General features: G+C 68.6%; 15 protein-coding genes, 3 tRNA genes and 1 pseudogene. 17 read left to right on the top strand and 2 right to left on the bottom strand.

Annotated elements, in window-relative coordinates:
* Nucleotides 1–211 precede the first annotated feature (211 nt).
* From AQJ66_RS14335 to AQJ66_RS14310, 7 genes and pseudogenes are all read left to right on the top strand, one after another.
* Nucleotides 212–284 (top strand) — tRNA-Thr (locus AQJ66_RS14335).
* Nucleotides 285–330: 46 nt separating this feature from the next.
* Nucleotides 331–403: transfer RNA gene (locus AQJ66_RS14330), tRNA-Met, on the top strand.
* Nucleotides 404–493: 90 nt separating this feature from the next.
* A complete protein-coding gene (gene rpmG / locus AQJ66_RS14325; RefSeq protein ID WP_003948671.1) occupies nt 494–658 on the top strand; it encodes a 50S ribosomal protein L33 in 165 nt (54 codons plus the stop codon).
* 115 nt (nt 659–773) lie between these two features.
* Nucleotides 774–1,226 (top strand): MaoC family dehydratase N-terminal domain-containing protein, encoded by a 453-nt coding sequence (locus AQJ66_RS14320; RefSeq protein ID WP_061920816.1) that lies wholly within the window; start codon nt 774–776, stop codon nt 1,224–1,226.
* A 7-nt stretch (nt 1,227–1,233) separates the two neighbouring features.
* Nucleotides 1,234–1,662, top strand: coding sequence for a MaoC family dehydratase (locus AQJ66_RS14315; RefSeq protein ID WP_061920814.1), 429 nt, complete (start codon nt 1,234–1,236; stop codon nt 1,660–1,662).
* Between the two features lie 156 nt (nt 1,663–1,818).
* Nucleotides 1,819–1,912, top strand: a pseudogene (locus AQJ66_RS38860).
* A gap of 23 nt (nt 1,913–1,935) precedes the next feature.
* On the top strand, nt 1,936–2,991 hold the full coding sequence (locus AQJ66_RS14310) for a UDP-N-acetylmuramate dehydrogenase (protein WP_061920812.1): 1,056 nt from the start codon (nt 1,936–1,938) through the stop codon (nt 2,989–2,991).
* Between the two features lie 25 nt (nt 2,992–3,016).
* Here AQJ66_RS14310 and AQJ66_RS14305 read toward each other — a convergent pair whose 3' ends face one another.
* Entirely contained in the window at nt 3,017–4,057 is a 1,041-nt protein-coding gene (locus AQJ66_RS14305) for an adenosine deaminase (RefSeq protein ID WP_061920811.1), read from the bottom strand.
* 145 nt (nt 4,058–4,202) lie between these two features.
* Entirely contained in the window at nt 4,203–5,429 is a 1,227-nt protein-coding gene (locus AQJ66_RS14300; RefSeq protein ID WP_061920809.1) for a pyridoxal phosphate-dependent aminotransferase, read from the bottom strand.
* A gap of 646 nt (nt 5,430–6,075) precedes the next feature.
* On the opposite strand from AQJ66_RS14300, the gene AQJ66_RS14295 reads away from it, so the two are divergent.
* The 10 genes from AQJ66_RS14295 (at nt 6,076) to AQJ66_RS14250 (ending at nt 19,419) form a co-directional block, all read left to right on the top strand.
* Nucleotides 6,076–6,148 (top strand) — tRNA-Trp (locus AQJ66_RS14295).
* Between the two features lie 107 nt (nt 6,149–6,255).
* Entirely contained in the window at nt 6,256–6,540 is a 285-nt protein-coding gene (secE, locus tag AQJ66_RS14290; RefSeq protein ID WP_061920807.1) for a preprotein translocase subunit SecE, read from the top strand.
* Between the two features lie 80 nt (nt 6,541–6,620).
* A complete protein-coding gene (nusG, locus tag AQJ66_RS14285; RefSeq protein WP_061920805.1) occupies nt 6,621–7,478 on the top strand; it encodes a transcription termination/antitermination protein NusG in 858 nt (285 codons plus the stop codon).
* 167 nt (nt 7,479–7,645) lie between these two features.
* Nucleotides 7,646–8,080, top strand: coding sequence for a 50S ribosomal protein L11 (gene rplK, locus AQJ66_RS14280; protein ID WP_061920803.1), 435 nt, complete (start codon nt 7,646–7,648; stop codon nt 8,078–8,080).
* Nucleotides 8,081–8,177: 97 nt separating this feature from the next.
* A complete protein-coding gene (gene rplA, locus AQJ66_RS14275) occupies nt 8,178–8,903 on the top strand; it encodes a 50S ribosomal protein L1 (protein WP_061920801.1) in 726 nt (241 codons plus the stop codon).
* Between the two features lie 197 nt (nt 8,904–9,100).
* Complete coding sequence (locus AQJ66_RS14270; RefSeq protein ID WP_061920800.1) at nt 9,101–10,006, top strand: SCO4651 family lipoprotein; 906 nt, start codon at nt 9,101–9,103, stop codon at nt 10,004–10,006.
* Nucleotides 10,007–10,327: 321 nt separating this feature from the next.
* Complete coding sequence (rplJ, locus tag AQJ66_RS14265) at nt 10,328–10,858, top strand: 50S ribosomal protein L10 (RefSeq protein WP_053762845.1); 531 nt, start codon at nt 10,328–10,330, stop codon at nt 10,856–10,858.
* Nucleotides 10,859–10,974: 116 nt separating this feature from the next.
* Entirely contained in the window at nt 10,975–11,364 is a 390-nt protein-coding gene (gene rplL / locus AQJ66_RS14260; protein ID WP_061920797.1) for a 50S ribosomal protein L7/L12, read from the top strand.
* Between the two features lie 567 nt (nt 11,365–11,931).
* Nucleotides 11,932–15,417 (top strand): DNA-directed RNA polymerase subunit beta, encoded by a 3,486-nt coding sequence (gene rpoB, locus AQJ66_RS14255; RefSeq protein WP_061920795.1) that lies wholly within the window; start codon nt 11,932–11,934, stop codon nt 15,415–15,417.
* 102 nt (nt 15,418–15,519) lie between these two features.
* Nucleotides 15,520–19,419: a DNA-directed RNA polymerase subunit beta' gene (locus tag AQJ66_RS14250; RefSeq protein WP_061920793.1), complete on the top strand. Its 3,900-nt coding sequence runs from the start codon at nt 15,520–15,522 to the stop codon at nt 19,417–19,419.
* Nucleotides 19,420–19,490: the final 71 nt, after the last annotated feature.

Raw genomic sequence — 19,490 nt, 5'->3', positions numbered from 1 at the left:
TCGGGCCGGCACGGGGGACGGCGTGAGCGGCCCGGACGGCGACGGACCCAAGATCACGCAGAGTGACTCGAGCCTAGGACGGCGAGCCGTGCGGGACGCGCAGGAGCGCAATAGTCGTACCGGCGTGGCCCGCCCCGGGATCCGGGTCCGGAGGGCCCGCGCCAAAGGATTTGGGCGAAGGGCGGCGGACCGTGTAATGTCTTCATCGCTCGCCCCAATAGCTCAGTCGGCAGAGCGTCTCCATGGTAAGGAGAAGGTCTACGGTTCGATTCCGTATTGGGGCTCTGGTGTGAGAGGTTCCCGCCGCAAGGCGGGGCCCGATCGCATCACAGCGGTGTAGCTCAGTCGGTAGAGCAAGCGGCTCATAATCGCTGTGTCACCGGTTCAAGTCCGGTCACCGCTACTGACAGTAGCCGATTGCGGGGTCGGTCCTTCGATCGGCTACTCTTTCTTGCGTTGAATCAGTCCATCCGTTCGTCTTAGGAGCACTCACGTGGCTGCCACCGACGTCCGCCCGAAGATCACGCTGGCCTGCGTGGAGTGCAAGGAGCGGAACTACATCACCAAGAAGAACCGGCGTAACAACCCGGACCGTCTTGAGATGAAGAAGCACTGCCCGCGTTGCAACGCGCACACCGCGCACCGCGAAACGCGATAAATCAGGCTCGTACGTGAGGCCGCCCCCGCCAACCGGGGGGCGGCCTCACGTCGTTTCACCAGCCGCCGCACACGCTGCTGACCAGACACGCCGCTGAGACCAGGAGGTGCCGGGCATGGCGCTCGACCAGTCCTTCGTGGGGCGGAGCTATCCGCCCACCGCGCCCTACGAGGTGGGCCGGGAGAAGATCCGCGAGTTCGCCGAGGCGATCGGCGACGCCAACCCGGTGTACACGGACCCGGAGGCCGCGAAGGAGTTCGGTCACTCCGACGTGATCGCCCCGCCGACCTTCGTGTTCTCCATCACCTTCCGGGCCGCCGGCCAGGTCGTCGAGGACCCGCAGCTCGGCCTCGACTACAGCCGCGTGGTGCACGGCGACCAGAAGTTCGCCTACACCCGCCCGGTGCGCGCCGGCGACCGGCTCACCGTCACCTCCACCATCGAGGGCATCAAGTCCCTCGCGGGCAACGACATCCTGGACATCCGCGGTGAGGTGCACGACGAGGCGGGCGAACACGTGGTCACCGCCTGGACCAAGCTCGTGGCCCGTGCGGCCGGGGAGGCGTGAGCGACCGATGACCGCGAAGATCACATACGACGAGGTCGAGGTCGGCACCGAGCTCCCGGCCCGCACCTTCCCCGTGACCCGCGCCACGCTGGTGCGGTACGCGGGCGCCTCCGGGGACTTCAACCCGATCCACTGGAACGAGAGGTTCGCCAAGGAGGTGGGCCTGCCGGACGTCATCGCGCACGGCATGTTCACGATGGCCGAGGCGATCCGCGTGGTCACCGACTGGACCGGCGACCCGGGCGCCGTCGTCGAGTACGGCGTCCGCTTCACCAAGCCGGTCGTCGTGCCCAACGACGACCAGGGCGCCGAGATCCAGGTCAGCGGCAAGGTCGCGGCCAAGCTCGACGACAACACGGTGCGCGTGGACCTGACGGCGACGAGCGGCGGCCAGAAGGTGCTCGGCATGTCCCGCGCGGTCGTACGACTGGCCTGAGAGCGCGGCCGGGCAACGGATCAGCACAGGGGCGCCACCGTCGCGGGGGCGCCCCTCGTCCGTGCCGCGAGCCGCCGGCCGGCCGTCAGCGCGCTGTCAGCGGGTGCTGCCACAGTGATGCATGTGAACGGCACGGGAAACCGGAGCCGGGAACAGGGAGAGGTGCCCGGAGTGGTTGATCGGGGACCGGCGAGCACGCCTCGAGGTCGGGCCCATGCGGCCCACGCAGGTTCGAATCCTGCCCTCTCCGCTCGGTCTCGTAGTCTTGGGCCCGTGCAGGTACTCCACGACGCCCCCCTCGCCCCGCTGACCACCTTCCGGCTGGGCGGACCCGCGACCCGGCTGGTCACCGCCACGACCGACGCCGAGGTGATCGACACCGTCCGCGAGGCGGACGCCGGCGGCACGCCGCTGCTGGTCGTCGGCGGCGGCTCGAACCTGGTCATCGGCGACAAGGGCTTCGACGGCACCGCCCTGCGCATCGCCACCCGCGGCGCCGAACTGCGCGGCACCACGCTGGAGCTGGCGGCCGGCGAGGTGTGGACGGACGCCGTCGCCCGCACCGTCGAGGCCGGCCTCGCCGGGATCGAGTGCCTGGCCGGCATCCCCGGCTCCGCGGGCGCCACCCCGATCCAGAACGTCGGCGCCTACGGCCAGGAGGTCTCGGCCACGATCACCGAGGTGACCGCCTACGACCGCCGGGCCGGCGAGACCGTCACGCTGACGAACGAGGAGTGCGCCTTCTCCTACCGGCACAGCCGCTTCAAGGCCGACCCCGAGCGCTACGTCGTCCTGCGCGTCCGCTTCGGGCTGGAGGACGCGGGCGGCCTGTCGGCGCCCGTCAAGTACGCCGAGGCCGCCCGCGCGCTCGGCGTCGAGCCGGGCGACAGGGTGCCGCTCGCCGTCGCCCGCGAGACCGTGCTGAAGCTGCGTGCCGGGAAGGGCATGGTCCTGGACCCCGAGGACCACGACACCTGGTCCGCCGGATCCTTCTTCACCAACCCGATCCTCACCGACGAGCAGTTCGCCGCCTTCCGCGCCCGCGTGCGGGAACGCCTCGGCGAGGCCGCCGAACCGCCCGCCTACCCGGCGGGGGAGGGCCGCACGAAGACCTCGGCCGCCTGGCTCATCGACAAGGCGGGCTTCGCCAAGGGCTACGGCACCGGACCCGCCCGCATCTCCACCAAGCACACCCTCGCCCTCACCAACCGTGGCGAGGCCACCACCGAGGACCTGCTCGCCCTGGCCCGCGAGGTCGTCGCCGGGGTCCGCGAGGCCTTCGGCGTCACCCTGGTCAACGAACCGGTGACGGTCGGCGTCAGCCTGTAGCGGGCGCGCCGGACGGCCGGGCGCGTCAGGCGGCCGGGCGGGCCAGCCACGCGTCGATGCCGGCCAGCAGCCGCGCCGTGACCTCCGCCGGCGCCGCCGACGCCCGCACCGACTGCCGGGCCAGCTCGGCCAGTTCCGCGTCCGTGAAGTCGTGCTCCTGGCGGGCGATCTCGTACTGCGCGGCCAGCCGGGAACCGAACAGCAGCGGGTCGTCCGCCCCGAGCGCCATCGGCACGCCCGCCTCGAAGAGGGTGCGCAGCGGGACGTCCTCGGGCTTCTCGTACACGCCGAGCGCGACGTTGGACGCCGGGCACACCTCGCAGGTCACCCCCCGGTCGGCCAGCCGCTTCAGCAGCCGCGGGTCCTCCGCCGCGCGCACGCCGTGCCCGATCCGGGAGGCGTGCAGGTCGTCCAGGCAGTCCCGCACCGACGTCGGGCCGGTCAGCTCGCCGCCGTGCGGGGCCGACAGCAGGCCGCCCTCGCGGGCGATGTGGAAGGCGCGGTCGAAGTCCCGCGCCATGCCCCGGCGTTCGTCGTTTGACAGCCCGAAACCGACCACGCCCCGGTCGGCGTAGCGCACCGCGAGCCGGGCCAGCGTGCGCGCGTCCAGGGGGTGCTTCATCCGGTTCGCGGCCACCAGCACGCGCATGCCGAGGCCGGTGTCCCGGGAGGTCGTCTCGACCGCGTCCAGGATGATCTCCAGAGCCGGGATCAGACCGCCCAGACGCGGCGCGTACGACGTCGGGTCGACCTGGATCTCCAGCCAGCCCGAACCGTCCCGCAGGTCCTCCTCGGCGGCCTCCCGGACCAGCCGCTGGATGTCCTCCGCCTCTCTGAGGCAGGAGCGCGCCGCGTCGTAGAGCCGCTGGAAGCGGAACCAGCCCCGCTCGTCCGTGGCCCGCAGCTTGGGCGGTTCCCCACTGGTCAGCGCGTCCGTCAGCGCCTCGGGCAGGCGCACGCCGTACTTGTCGGCCAGTTCCAGGACGGTCGCCGGCCGCATCGAGCCGGTGAAGTGCAGGTGCAGATGTGCTTTCGGCAGCTCGGAGAGATCACGTACAGGCTCCATCCCAGGATCCTGCCGCAACGGCCCCGCGTCCCGGAAGCTCTTTCCCCGAACGTGGTCTTGCTCGCACACGCGAACGGGCCGCCTCCCTTGAGAAGGGAGACGGCCCGCACGCGCGCGTGGAGCGCGGGAGAGGGGAACCGGAGGCTCAGTCCCGGGCCTCCGCCAGAAGCTTCTGGATCCGGCTCACGCCCTCGACGAGGTCCTCGTCACCGAGGGCGTACGACAGCCGCAGGTAGCCGGGAGTGCCGAAGGCCTCGCCCGGGACGACCGCGACCTCGACCTCCTCCAGGATCAGCGCGGCCAGCTCGACCGTGTCCTGCGGGCGCCTGCCGCGGATCTCCTTGCCGAGCAGGGCCTTCACCGACGGGTAGGCGTAGAAGGCGCCCTCCGGCTCCGGGCAGACCACGCCGTCGATCTCGTTGAGCATCCGCACGATGGTCCTGCGGCGCCGGTCGAACGCCTCGCGCATCTTCGCCACGGCTTCGAGACCACCGGAGACGGCGGCGAGCGCGGCCACCTGGGCCACGTTGGAGACGTTCGACGTGGCGTGCGACTGCAGGTTCGTGGCGGCCTTGACGACGTCCTTCGGGCCGATGACCCAGCCCACGCGCCAGCCGGTCATCGCGTACGTCTTCGCGACGCCGTTGACCACGACGCACTTGTCGCGCAGTTCGGGCAGCAGCGCCGGCAGGGAGACGGCGGAGGCGTCGCCGTAGACCAGGTGCTCGTAGATCTCGTCGGTGAGCACCCACAGGCCGTGCTCCACGGCCCAGCGGCCGATGGCCTCGGTCTCGGCCTCGGAGTACACCGCGCCGGTCGGGTTGGACGGGGAGACGAAGAGGACGACCTTGGTCTTCTCCGTGCGCGCCGCCTCCAGCTGCTCCACGGACACCCGGTAGCCGGTCGTCTCGTCGGCGACGACCTCCACCGGGACGCCGCCGGCCAGCCGGATCGACTCCGGGTACGTCGTCCAGTACGGCGCAGGGACGATGACCTCGTCGCCGGGGTCGAGGATCGCGGCGAACGCCTCGTAGATGGCCTGCTTGCCGCCGTTGGTGACCAGGATCTGCGAGACGTCCGGCTCCCAGCCGGAGTCGCGCAGCGTCTTGGCGGCGATCGCGGCCTTCAGCTCGGGCAGGCCGCCGGCCGGCGTGTAGCGGTGGTACTTGGGGTTCCTGCAGGCCTCGACGGCCGCCTCGACGATGTAGTCCGGGGTTGGGAAGTCGGGCTCACCGGCGCCGAAGCCGATCACCGGACGCCCGGCGGCCTTGAGGGCCTTGGCCTTGGCGTCCACGGCGAGGGTGGCGGACTCGGAGATCGCGCCGACTCGGGCGGAGACCCGGCGCTCGGTGGGAGGGGTTGCAGCGCTCATGCGCCCATCGTTTCAGACCGGAAACCGGAACGGCACGCCGGTTTCACATGCCGGTCCCGCCCGTCCGCACGCCCTCGGCGCCACGACCCGGCCGGCCCGGGGACAGGGGCGGTGCCGGCAACGGCCGGACGCCCGCTCCCCCGCTGAGCAGGGACGGGCGCCGTCTCGGCGGCGCGACCGGCGGTGGCATGGGAGCGCGGCGGGGCAGGGCGGCCGGGGCGGGCGGAGGGGCCGGTCATGGCCGTGGTCGGGGGGCGGGGGTGGACGGGTGTCCGAATTCGTCCCGGTCGGGACGATCCACGGGCGGAGCCGCTGCCGGCCGGACGCCCGGTCCCGCGCTGAGCAGGGGCGGACGCCGTCTCGGCCGCGCGGCCGGCGGTGACAGGGGGGCGTGGCAGGGCGTGCGAAGAGGCTGGTCCGGGGGGCGGGAGGCGGCTGAGCGGGCAGCCGGGGGCGGGGCGTGGACGTGTGTCCGAATAGCGCCTCCCGCCAGGACGATCTTCGGTCCCGTCGTCCCGTGCGGGCACTTTCTGTTCGACGCCGGGCCCCGGACCACGTACACTCTCACCTCGTTGGCCTTCAGCGGCCGCGCACGGCCGGTGCACACCGAGCACCCGGCCGGATGCGGTACGTTGGGGACACACAAAGGGTCGTAGCTCAATTGGTAGAGCACTGGTCTCCAAAACCAGCGGTTGGGGGTTCAAGTCCCTCCGGCCCTGCTACACACACCGCCAGGATGTGTGCGCATGTACGTACAGCAATGCACCGCCGTGCGGCTCAGAAACCGGGCGCGGCACGGCCACGACCCGGGACCAGGTGAGGACGAATGACGGACGCCGTGGGCTCCATCGACACGCCTGACGCCCAGGACGAGGTGTCCGAGCCGAAGAAGGCCCGCAAGGGCGGCAAGCGCGCCAAGAAGGGCCCGCTGAAGCGCCTCGCCATCTTCTACCGCCAGATCATCGCGGAGCTCCGCAAGGTCGTCTGGCCGACCCGCAACCAGCTGACGTCGTACACCACCGTGGTGATCTTCTTCGTGGCCATCATGATCGCTGTGGTGACCGTGATTGACTATGGGCTCAACCACGCGGCCAAGTACGTCTTCGGCTGAGCCAAGAGCGAAGGGCGCCGTGGTACCGGCGCCCCTTTTCGCATGTTCCACCCCTATGTATCCAGGAAGAAGCAGCCATCGTGTCTGACCCGAACCTGAACGACGCCACCGAGCCTCGCGAGAATGCCGCCGAGACGGTGGACGACGAGCTCGACATCGTCGAGGGCGCGGACGAGCAGGACGAGTTCGAGGCTGCCGAGGCCGAGGCGGGGGAGCCGGCCGAGGAGGCCGCCCTGCACGTCGAGGACGAGGACACCGAGGGCCCCGAGGACGAGGCCGCCGAGGCGGAGGAAGCCGCCGAGGAGGAGCCCGCCGAGCCCGTCGACCCGGTCCAGGCCCTGCGTGACGAGCTGCGCGCGCTGCCCGGTGAGTGGTACGTCATCCACACCTACGCCGGCTACGAGAACCGCGTGAAGACCAACCTGGAGCAGCGCGCCGTCTCGCTGAACGTCGAGGACTACATCTTCCAGGCCGAGGTGCCGCAGGAAGAGGTCGTCCAGATCAAGAACGGCGACCGCAAGACGATCAAGCAGAACAAGCTGCCGGGTTACGTCCTGGTCCGCATGGACCTGACGAACGAGTCCTGGGGCGTCGTCCGCAACACCCCCGGCGTCACCGGCTTCGTGGGCAACGCCTACGACCCGTACCCGCTGACCCTGGACGAGATCGTCAAGATGCTCGCCCCGGAGGCCGAGGAGAAGGCCGCCCGCGAGGCCGCCGAGGCCGAGGGCAAGCCCGCCCCGCAGCGCAAGGTCGAGGTCCAGGTGCTGGACTTCGAGGTCGGCGACTCGGTCACCGTCACCGACGGCCCGTTCGCCACGCTCCAGGCGACCATCAACGAGATCAACCCCGACTCGAAGAAGGTCAAGGGCCTGGTGGAGATCTTCGGCCGGGAGACGCCGGTCGAGCTGTCCTTCGACCAGATCCAGAAGAACTGATTCTTCCGGACCACCGCTTCCGTGCAGGTCAGGCAGGCGCGCGAGCGTCCGTCTGACCTGCACGGTTTTTGGCCGCGCATCTATACCCGTTATCGTTGTGCGGTATGCCTGCGTCCGGGTGGTCCCCGGATGCGGGCAGGACCCGAACCGAAAGGACCCGGAGAGCTATGCCTCCCAAGAAGAAGAAGGTCACGGGGCTCATCAAGCTCCAGATCAACGCCGGTGCGGCGAACCCGGCCCCGCCGGTCGGCCCGGCGCTGGGTCAGCACGGCGTCAACATCATGGAGTTCTGCAAGGCCTACAACGCCGCGACCGAGTCGCAGCGTGGCTGGGTGATCCCGGTGGAGATCACGGTCTACGAGGACCGCTCCTTCACCTTCATCACCAAGACGCCGCCGGCCGCGAAGATGATCCTCAAGGCCGCGGGCGTGGAGAAGGGCTCCGGCGAGCCGCACAAGACCAAGGTCGCCAAGATCACCGAGGCGCAGGTCCGCGAGATCGCCCAGACGAAGATGCCCGACCTCAACGCCAACGACCTGGACGCCGCGTCGAAGATCATCGCCGGCACCGCCCGTTCCATGGGCATCACGGTCGAGGGCTGATCCTCCCACCCCGTAGTCATGCGGCCGTGAAAAGCCGCACGTGGCAGGGCCTGCTCGGCCCGTACCACGACTCCTTTCAGACCACACAGGAGCAGTTGTGAGCAAGCGCAGCAAGGCTCTCCGCGCTGCGGACGCCAAGATCGACCGGGAGAAGCAGTACGCCCCGCTCGAGGCCGTCCGTCTCGCCAAGGAGACCTCCACGACCAAGTTCGACGGCACCGTCGAGGTCGCCTTCCGCCTGGGTGTCGACCCGCGCAAGGCCGACCAGATGGTCCGTGGCACCGTGAACCTTCCGCACGGCACCGGTAAGACCGCCCGGGTCCTGGTCTTCGCGACCGGTGACCGTGCCGAGGCCGCGCGTGCCGCGGGCGCCGACATCGTCGGTGCCGACGAGCTGATCGACGAGGTCTCCAAGGGCCGTCTCGACTTCGACGCCGTCGTCGCCACCCCGGACCTCATGGGCAAGGTCGGCCGCCTCGGCCGCGTCCTCGGCCCGCGTGGTCTGATGCCGAACCCGAAGACCGGCACCGTCACCCCCGACGTCGCCAAGGCCGTCACCGAGATCAAGGGCGGCAAGATCGAGTTCCGCGTCGACAAGCACTCGAACCTGCACTTCATCATCGGCAAGACGTCCTTCGAGGACGCCCAGCTGGTGGAGAACTACGCCGCGGCGCTCGAGGAGATCACCCGCCTCAAGCCGTCCGCCGCGAAGGGCCGCTACATCAAGAAGGCCGCCATCAGCACCACCATGGGCCCCGGCATCCCGGTCGACCCGAACCGCACCCGCAACCTCCTCGTCGAGGAGGACCCGGCCGCCGTCTGAGCCCCGCGCTCACCCCGGTAGCCGCGTCCTGCGCGCAAAGCAGAGGACGGGCCCCGCAACCTTCACGGTGCGGGGCCCGTCCTTTTCCCTGTGCGACCTTTTTCCGCCGTACTGCCTTCCTCCGTACGGGATTTCGCACGACTGTCAGTGGCCTGGGCTACGGTGCAGGCACAGGACTTCGCATGGGGGTATGACGAATGAAGAGCACGACCGCACGCCAGGTGGCCCTTTCCGTCGCGCTGGTGGCCGCGCTGACCGGGGTGGCAGCCTGCGGCTCTCAGAAGGCGGACAAGGCGGTCGGCAAGAGCGTCACGCACCTGACCCCCCTCGCCGCCCTGCGCTCGGCCGAGAAGTCCACCGACAAGGCCGAGTCCGCCAAGGTCCGCTCCAGCACGACCCTCGGCGACACCATGTCCATGACGGCGAACGGCGCCCTCACCTGGGGTGACGGCCTCAAGGGCAACCTCACCATCACCTACACCGGCGGCAAGCTGGCCGAGGCGATGCGCAAGGCCGGCACGGCGTCGATGCAGGCCCGGTACCTGCCGGACGCGTACTACGCGAAGATGAGCGAGCAGTTCGCCCAGCAGTCGGGCGGCAAGCACTGGATCCGCTACGCCTACGACGACCTCGCCAAGCTCGGCGGCGGATCCGGGGCGTACATGAAGGACCAGATGCAGAACACCACGCCGAACCAGTCGGTGAAGCTGCTGCTGGCGTCCGGGGACGTGAAGAAGGCGGGCGAGGAGACGGTCTCCGGCGTCCACACCACCCACTACTCCGGCACGGTCGACGTCGCGGACCTCGCCGGCAAGAACGGCAACCTCAGCGCGGGCCAGCTGGCCGACCTGAAGAAGCAGCTCAGCCAGGCCGGCGTCACCACCGAGACCGTCGACATCTGGATCAACGACCAGAGCCTGCTGGTCAAGAAGGTCGAGAAGGCGCAGATGGCGACCGGCGCCATGACCAGCACGGCCTACTACAGCGACTACGGCGTGCAGGTCACCGCCGTGGCGCCCCCGGCGAGCGACACCAAGGACTTCAAGGACCTGATGAAGTCCTCCGGCGCCGGCTCGTCGAGCGGCTCCGGCATCAGTTCCTGAGCCCGGAGGACCCGTCCCGACGGGACCGGGGACGGGCCGCGAGGCCCGATTTGCTCGACGGCGCCCCGGTCCCGTACTCTCAACCAGAAGCCAAAGACCGCTGGTCGTTGCCGCGCTCTTCCAAGGGTGCGGTGGCCGAAGGATCCGCTGAAAAGTGGGCGACCCGCGCAGGTGACTGTGGAAGAACTCCCGGAGCGCGCGCCTCGACGCGTGTGCAGCCGGTCGAGTCCGCCCCGTGCGCCTGCGCCGGGGCGTTTCGTTTTACCCAGTCCTCCTTCGGGTCCGCGCGGTCAGAATCACCCGGAAGGAGGCCGAGGCTCTATGGCGAGGCCCGACAAGGCTGCCGCGGTTGCCGAGCTGACGGACAAGTTCCGCAGCTCCAACGCCGCCGTGCTGACCGAGTACCGCGGTCTCACCGTGGCGCAGCTCAAGACGCTGCGCCGGTCGCTCGGTGAGAACGCCCAGTACGCCGTGGTGAAGAACACGCTGACCAAGATTGCGGCCAACGAGGCCGGGATCACGCTGGACGACCAGCTCTTCGCTGGTCCGACGGCGGTCGCCTTCGTCACCGGTGACCCGGTGGAGTCGGCGAAGGGTCTCCGTGACTTCGCCAAGGACAACCCGAACCTCATCATCAAGGGCGGTGTCCTTGACGGCAAGGCGCTGTCCGCCGATGAGATCAAGAAGCTTGCGGACCTCGAGTCCCGCGAGGTTCTGCTCAGCAAGCTGGCCGGTGCCTTCAAGGCGAAGCAGTCCCAGGCTGCCTCCGTCTTCCAGGCGCTGCCGTCGAAGCTCGTCCGCACCGTGGACGCGCTGCGCGCCAAGCAGGCCGAGCAGGGCGGTGCCGAGTAACTCGGCTCGCTTTCTGATCCGCGCCGCATGAGGCGGCACGGATCGCAGCGGGCCGACGTACGCCCGCCTCACCCAGTACATCCGGCACCTGCCGATTGAGTGGAAGGACCGCCATCATGGCGAAGCTCACCCAGGACGAGCTGCTTGCCCAGTTCGAGGAGATGACCCTCATCGAGCTCTCCGAGTTCGTGAAGGCCTTCGAGGACAAGTTCGACGTCACCGCTGCCGCCGCCGCCCCGGTCGTCATGGCCGGCGGTGTCGCCGGTGGCGCCGCTGCCGAGGCCGAGGAGGAGAAGGACGAGTTCGACGTCATCCTCACCGGTGCCGGCGACAAGAAGATCCAGGTCATCAAGGTCGTGCGTGAGCTGACCTCCCTGGGTCTGAAGGAGGCCAAGGACCTCGTGGACGGCGCCCCGAAGCCGGTCCTCGAGAAGGTCGCCAAGGACGCCGCCGAGAAGGCCGCCGAGTCCCTCAAGGGCGCCGGCGCCTCCGTCGAGGTCAAGTAACACCCTCCGGGCCGCCGAGGCCCGGACGCGTGGCGAGAACATCCCCCTGGGGTTGTAACGCGAACGCCGCGAAGAGCGATCATCCATCCGGGTGGTCGCTCTTCGGCGTATCCGGGGCGGGACCGCGGTTGCCTTGCACTCGCGACGGCGAGGGGTATGGTGATCTTCGTCGTGTCTCCGGACGGCCTCGTTTGGGCTGCGGGGCCTTGACGAACCGCACGCAGCGCGCAATTCTCAGGACGCGTCGTCACAAGGATCCGAATCCGAGGCATGGATCGACGGCGAAGAGGGCAGTATCAACGTGCGTTGAAGGGCAGCATGCCGAGGGCGTTGACAAGAGCGGTGAGCACAGCGAGGGTCTCGATTTACCCGCACTGGACATCAGTGTGCCAAGTGGCTACACTGACCCTTTGCGCTGCCTGTTAGCTGTCCCCTGCCCGTCACCAGGGGTCTGCCCTCACTCGAGCACCGATGACCGAGCTCCTCTGACCTGGGGTTTCCGTCTCTGTGTGCGGGGGAGGGGCCGGTACGCGCGTAGTGAGTCCGAGCCCTCGGAAGGACCCCCTCTTGGCCGCCTCGCGCAATGCCTCGACCGCGAATATGAACAACGGCGCCAGCACCGCCCCGCTGCGCATCTCCTTTGCAAAGATCAAGGAGCCTCTCGAGGTTCCGAACCTGCTCGCGCTGCAGACCGAGAGCTTCGACTGGCTGCTCGGCAACACCGCCTGGCAGAGTCGGGTCGAGGAGGCTCTTGAGAACGGTCAGGACGTCCCCACCAAGTCCGGTCTGGAGGAGATCTTCGAGGAGATCTCCCCGATCGAGGACTTCTCCGGGTCGATGTCGCTGACGTTCCGGGACCACCGCTTCGAGCCGCCGAAGAACTCGATCGACGAGTGCAAGGAGCGCGACTTCACGTACGCCGCCCCGCTCTTCGTCACCGCCGAGTTCACCAACAACGAGACCGGTGAGATCAAGTCCCAGACGGTCTTCATGGGCGACTTCCCGCTCATGACGAACAAGGGCACTTTCGTCATCAACGGCACCGAGCGTGTCGTGGTGTCGCAGCTGGTCCGTTCCCCCGGTGTCTACTTCGACTCCTCCATCGACAAGACGTCCGACAAGGACATCTTCTCCGCCAAGATCATCCCGTCCCGGGGTGCCTGGCTGGAGATGGAGATCGACAAGCGCGACATGGTCGGTGTCCGCATCGACCGCAAGCGCAAGCAGTCGGTCACCGTACTGCTGAAGGCCCTCGGCTGGACCACCGAGCAGATCCTCGAGGAGTTCGGCGACTACGAGTCGATGCGCGCCACCCTGGAGAAGGACCACACCCAGGGCCAGGACGACGCGCTGCTCGACATCTACCGCAAGCTGCGCCCGGGCGAGCCCCCCACGCGTGAGGCCGCGCAGACGCTGCTGGAGAACCTCTACTTCAACCCCAAGCGCTACGACCTCGCCAAGGTCGGCCGCTACAAGGTCAACAAGAAGCTCGGTGCCGACGCTCCGCTGGACGCGGGCATCCTGACCGTCGAGGACATCATCTCGACGATCAAGTACCTGGTGCAGCTGCACGCCGGCGAGACCGAGACCACCGGCGCCAACGGCGACACGATCGTCGTCGAGACGGACGACATCGACCACTTCGGAAACCGTCGTCTGCGCAGCGTCGGCGAGCTGATCCAGAACCAGGTCCGTACGGGTCTCGCCCGTATGGAGCGCGTCGTGCGCGAGCGCATGACCACCCAGGACGTCGAGGCGATCACGCCGCAGACCCTGATCAACATCCGGCCGGTCGTCGCCTCCATCAAGGAGTTCTTCGGCACCAGCCAGCTGTCGCAGTTCATGGACCAGAACAACCCGCTGTCGGGTCTCACCCACAAGCGCCGTCTGTCGGCGCTCGGCCCGGGTGGCCTCTCCCGTGAGCGGGCCGGCTTCGAGGTCCGTGACGTGCACCCGTCGCACTACGGCCGCATGTGCCCGATCGAGACCCCCGAAGGCCCGAACATCGGCCTGATCGGCTCGCTCGCCTCGTACGGCCGGGTCAACGCGTTCGGTTTCGTCGAGACCCCGTACCGCAAGGTCATCGACGGCCAGGTCACCGACGAGGTCGACTACCTCACCGCCGACGAGGAGGACCGCTTCGTCATCGCGCAGGCCAACGCGCCGCTGACCAGCGACCTCCGCTTCGAGGAGAGCCGCGTGCTCGTCCGCCGCCGTGGCGGCGAGGTCGACTACGTCGGTGGCGAGGACGTGGACTACATGGACGTCTCGCCGCGCCAGATGGTGTCGGTCGCGACGGCCATGATCCCGTTCCTCGAGCACGACGACGCCAACCGTGCCCTCATGGGCGCGAACATGATGCGGCAGGCCGTTCCGCTCATCAAGTCCGAGTCCCCGCTCGTCGGCACCGGCATGGAGTACCGCTCCGCCGTCGACGCCGGCGACGTGGTCAAGGCCGAGAAGGCGGGTGTGGTCCAGGAGGTCTCCGCGGACTACATCACCACCGCGAACGACGACGGCACGTACATCACGTACCGCCTGCACAAGTTCGCCCGCTCCAACCAGGGCACCTCGGTCAACCAGAAGGTCATCGTCAACGAGGGCGACCGCGTCGTCGAGGGCCAGGTCCTCGCCGACGGCCCGGCCACCCAGAACGGCGAGATGGCCCTCGGCAAGAACCTGCTCGTGGCGTTCATGCCGTGGGAGGGTCACAACTACGAGGACGCGATCATCCTGTCGCAGCGCCTCGTGCAGGACGACGTCCTCTCCTCGATCCACATCGAGGAGCACGAGGTCGACGCCCGTGACACCAAGCTCGGCCCCGAGGAGATCACCCGGGACATCCCGAACGTCTCCGAGGAGGTCCTCGCCGACCTCGACGAGCGCGGCATCATCCGCATCGGTGCCGAGGTCGTCGCCGGTGACATCCTCGTCGGCAAGGTCACGCCCAAGGGTGAGACCGAGCTGACCCCCGAGGAGCGCCTGCTCCGCGCGATCTTCGGTGAGAAGGCGCGCGAGGTGCGCGACACCTCGCTGAAGGTGCCGCACGGTGAGATCGGCAAGGTCATCGGCGTCCGCCTCTTCGACCGTGAGGAGGGCGACGAGCTGCCGCCCGGCGTGAACCAGCTGGTGCGCGTCTACGTGGCGCAGAAGCGCAAGATCACCGACGGTGACAAGCTCGCCGGCCGCCACGGCAACAAGGGCGTCATCTCCAAGATCCTGCCGATCGAGGACATGCCGTTCCTGGAGGACGGCACCCCGGTCGACATCATCCTCAACCCGCTGGGTGTCCCGTCCCGAATGAACCCGGGACAGGTCCTGGAGATCCACCTCGGCTGGCTCGCCAGCCGCGGCTGGGACGTCTCCGGCCTGGCGGACGAGTGGGCGCAGCGCCTGCAGGCCATCGGCGCCGACCAGGTCGCCCCCGGCACCAACGTCGCCACCCCGGTGTTCGACGGTGCCCGCGAGGACGAGCTGGCGGGTCTGCTGCAGCACACCATCCCGAACCGGGACGGCGAGCGCATGGTGCTCCCGACCGGCAAGGCGCGGCTGTTCGACGGCCGTAGCGGTGAGCCGTTCCCGGACCCGATCTCGGTCGGCTACATGTACATCCTGAAGCTGCACCACCTGGTCGACGACAAGCTGCACGCCCGTTCGACCGGCCCGTACTCGATGATCACCCAGCAGCCGCTGGGTGGTAAGGCCCAGTTCGGTGGCCAGCGGTTCGGCGAGATGGAGGTGTGGGCACTCGAGGCGTACGGCGCCGCCTATGCCCTCCAGGAGCTGCTGACCATCAAGTCCGACGACGTCACCGGCCGCGTGAAGGTCTACGAGGCCATCGTCAAGGGCGAGAACATCCCGGAGCCCGGCATCCCCGAGTCCTTCAAGGTGCTCATCAAGGAGATGCAGTCGCTCTGCCTGAACGTGGAGGTGCTGTCCAGCGACGGTATGTCCATCGAGATGCGCGACACCGACGAGGATGTCTTCCGCGCTGCGGAGGAGCTCGGCATCGACCTGTCCCGGCGCGAGCCGAGCAGCGTCGAAGAGGTCTGACGGGAGTCCGGTAGGGGCCTCGCCACCGTGTGAGGCCCCCGCCGACCCCCAGGCCCCCGTTTCAGACCACAGACTTACGACCCTGAGAGGGATTGACGCATAGTGCTCGACGTCAACTTCTTCGACGAGCTCCGGATCGGCCTGGCCACCGCTGACGACATCCGTCAGTGGAGCCACGGCGAGGTCAAGAAGCCCGAGACCATCAACTACCGCACCCTCAAGCCGGAAAAGGACGGGCTCTTCTGCGAGAAGATCTTCGGTCCGACCCGGGACTGGGAGTGCTACTGCGGCAAGTACAAGCGTGTCCGCTTCAAGGGCATCATCTGCGAGCGCTGTGGCGTCGAGGTCACCCGCGCCAAGGTGCGCCGTGAGCGGATGGGCCACATCGAACTGGCCGCGCCCGTCACGCACATCTGGTACTTCAAGGGTGTCCCGAGCCGGCTGGGCTACCTGCTCGACCTGGCTCCCAAGGACCTCGAGAAGGTCATCTACTTCGCGGCGTACATGATCACGTACGTCGACGAGGAGCGCCGCACCCGCGACCTGCCCTCCCTGGAGGCGCACGTCTCGGTCGAGCGCCAGCAGATCGAGAACCGCCGCGACGCCGACCTGGAGGCCCGCGCCAAGAAGCTCGAGTCCGACCTGGCCGAGCTCGAGGCCGAGGGCGCCAAGGCCGACGTGCGCCGCAAGGTGCGCGAGGGTGCCGAGCGCGAGATGAAGCAGCTGCGCGACCGCGCGCAGCGCGAGATCGACCGCCTGGACGAGGTGTGGACCCGGTTCAAGAACCTCAAGGTCCAGGACCTCGAGGGCGACGAGCTGCTCTACCGCGAGCTGCGTGACCGCTTCGGCACGTACTTCGACGGCTCGATGGGTGCCGCGGCGCTGCAGAAGCGCCTGGAGTCCTTCGACCTCGACGAGGAGGCCGAGCGCCTCCGCGAGATCATCCGCACCGGCAAGGGCCAGAAGAAGACCCGCGCCCTGAAGCGGCTGAAGGTCGTCTCCGCGTTCCTGCAGACCTCCAACAGCCCCAAGGGCATGGTCCTGGACTGCGTCCCGGTCATCCCGCCGGACCTGCGTCCGATGGTGCAGCTGGACGGTGGCCGCTTCGCGACCTCCGACCTGAACGACCTGTACCGCCGTGTCATCAACCGCAACAACCGCCTGAAGCGGCTTCTCGACCTCGGCGCGCCCGAGATCATCGTGAACAACGAGAAGCGCATGCTCCAGGAGGCCGTCGACGCGCTCTTCGACAACGGCCGCCGCGGCCGCCCGGTCACGGGCCCCGGCAACCGTCCGCTGAAGTCGCTGTCCGACATGCTCAAGGGCAAGCAGGGCCGCTTCCGCCAGAACCTGCTCGGCAAGCGAGTCGACTACTCGGCGCGTTCCGTGATCGTCGTCGGTCCGCAGCTCAAGCTGCACCAGTGCGGTCTGCCGAAGGCGATGGCGCTGGAGCTGTTCAAGCCGTTCGTGATGAAGCGCCTGGTCGACCTGAACCACGCGCAGAACATCAAGTCGGCCAAGCGCATGGTCGAGCGCGGCCGCACCGTCGTGTACGACGTCCTCGAAGAGGTCATCGCCGAGCACCCGGTGCTGCTGAACCGTGCGCCCACCCTGCACCGCCTCGGCATCCAGGCCTTCGAGCCGCAGCTGGTCGAGGGCAAGGCCATCCAGATCCACCCGCTCGTCTGCACCGCGTTCAACGCGGACTTCGACGGTGACCAGATGGCCGTGCACCTGCCGCTGTCCGCGGAGGCGCAGGCCGAGGCCCGCATCCTGATGCTGTCCTCGAACAACATCCTCAAGCCGGCCGACGGCCGTCCGGTGACGATGCCGACCCAGGACATGGTCCTCGGTCTGTTCTTCCTCACCACCGACGGCGAGCTGCGTGACACCAAGGGCGAGGGCCGCGCGTTCGGCTCCACGGCCGAGGCGATCATGGCGTTCGACGCCGGCGAGCTCGCGCTGCAGTCGCAGATCGACATCCGCTTCCCGGTGGGCACCATCCCGCCGCGCGGCTGGACCCCGCCGGCCCGCGAGGAGGGCGAGCCCGAGTGGCAGCAGGGTGACTCGTTCCGCCTGCGCACCACCCTGGGCCGCGCGCTCTTCAACGAGCTGCTGCCCGAGGACTACCCGTTCGTCGACTACTCGGTGGGCAAGAAGCAGCTCTCCGAGATCGTCAACGACCTGGCCGAGCGCTACCCCAAGGTCATCGTGGCGGCGACGCTCGACAACCTGAAGGCGGCCGGCTTCTACTGGGCGACCCGTTCCGGCGTCACCGTGGCCATCTCCGACGTCGTCGTTCCCGAGGCGAAGAAGGAGATCGTCAAGGGCTACGAGGCGCAGGACGAGAAGGTCCAGAAGCAGTACGAGCGCGGTCTGATCACCAAGGAAGAGCGCACGCAGGAGCTCATCGCGATCTGGACCAAGGCGACCAACGAGGTCGCCGAGGCGATGAACGAGAACTTCCCCAAGACCAACCCCATCTTCATGATGGTCGACTCGGGTGCCCGAGGAAACATGATGCAGATGCGGCAGATCGCGGGTATGCGCGGTCTGGTGTCGAACGCGAAGAACGAGACCATCCCGCGTCCGATCAAGGCGTCCTTCCGCGAGGGCCTGTCCGTGCTGGAGTACTTCATCTCCACGCACGGTGCCCGTAAGGGTCTGGCGGACACCGCCCTGCGTACCGCCGACTCGGGTTACCTCACCCGTCGTCTGGTCGACGTCTCCCAGGACGTCATCATCCGCGAGGAGGACTGCGGCACCGACCGCGGCCTCAAGCTCAAGATCGCGGAGCGGGGCGCGGACGGCGTGCTGCGCAAGGCGGACGACGTCGAGACGTCCGTGTACGCGCGCTGCCTCGCCGAGGACATCGTGGTCGACGGCCAGGTGCTGGCCCCGGCCGGCACCGACCTGGGCGACGTCCTCATCGAGGAGCTCGTCGGCCGCGGCGTCGAGGAGGTCAAGACCCGCTCGGTCCTGACCTGCGAGTCCGCCGTCGGTACCTGCGCGATGTGCTACGGCCGTTCGCTGGCCACCGGCAAGCTGGTCGACATCGGTGAGGCGGTCGGCATCATCGCCGCCCAGTCCATCGGTGAGCCCGGTACCCAGCTGACGATGCGTACCTTCCACACCGGTGGTGTGGCCGGTGACGACATCACCCAGGGTCTGCCCCGTGTCGTCGAGCTCTTCGAGGCTCGTACCCCGAAGGGTGTCGCCCCGATCTCCGAGGCCTCCGGCCGCGTGCGGATCGAGGAGACCGAGAAGACCAAGAAGCTCGTCGTCACCCCGGACGACGGCAGCGACGAGACGGCGTACCCGATCTCGAAGCGTGCCAAGGTCCTGGTCCGCGAGGGCGAGCACGTCGAGGTGGGCCAGCAGCTCACCGTGGGTGCCACCAACCCGCACGACGTGCTGCGCATCCTGGGTCAGCGTGCCGTCCAGGTCCACCTGGTCGGCGAGGTCCAGAAGGTCTACAACTCGCAGGGTGTGTCGATCCACGACAAGCACATCGAGATCATCATCCGGCAGATGCTGCGCCGCGTGACGATCATCGAGTCCGGCGACGCCGAGCTGCTGCCCGGCGAGCTGGTCGAGCGCTCGAAGTTCGAGACCGAGAACCGTCGTGTGGTCCAGGAGGGCGGTCACCCGGCCTCCGGCCGTCCGCAGCTGATGGGTATCACCAAGGCCTCGCTGGCCACGGAGTCCTGGCTGTCGGCCGCCTCCTTCCAGGAGACGACCCGAGTCCTGACGGACGCGGCGATCAACGCCAAGTCCGACAGCCTCATCGGCCTGAAGGAGAACGTCATCATCGGTAAGCTCATCCCGGCCGGTACGGGCCTGTCCCGCTACCGCAACATCCGGGTGGAGCCCACCGAGGAGGCCAAGGCCGCGATGTACTCGGCCGTCGGCTACGACGACATCGACTACTCGCCGTTCGGCACCGGCTCCGGCCAGGCCGTTCCGCTGGAGGACTACGACTACGGTCCGTACAACCAGTAAGCGAGCGTCCGCCTGATCCGAAGGGCGGCCACCCCGGGCACGGGGTGGCCGCCCTTCGGCGTGTCCGGCGG

It is taken from the genome of Streptomyces bungoensis (assembly GCF_001514215.1).
In the GTDB taxonomy this organism is placed as follows: domain Bacteria; phylum Actinomycetota; class Actinomycetes; order Streptomycetales; family Streptomycetaceae; genus Streptomyces; species Streptomyces bungoensis.
Note: the sequence above shows the minus strand (reverse complement) of the source record. Positions and strands in the feature narration are given on the sequence as shown.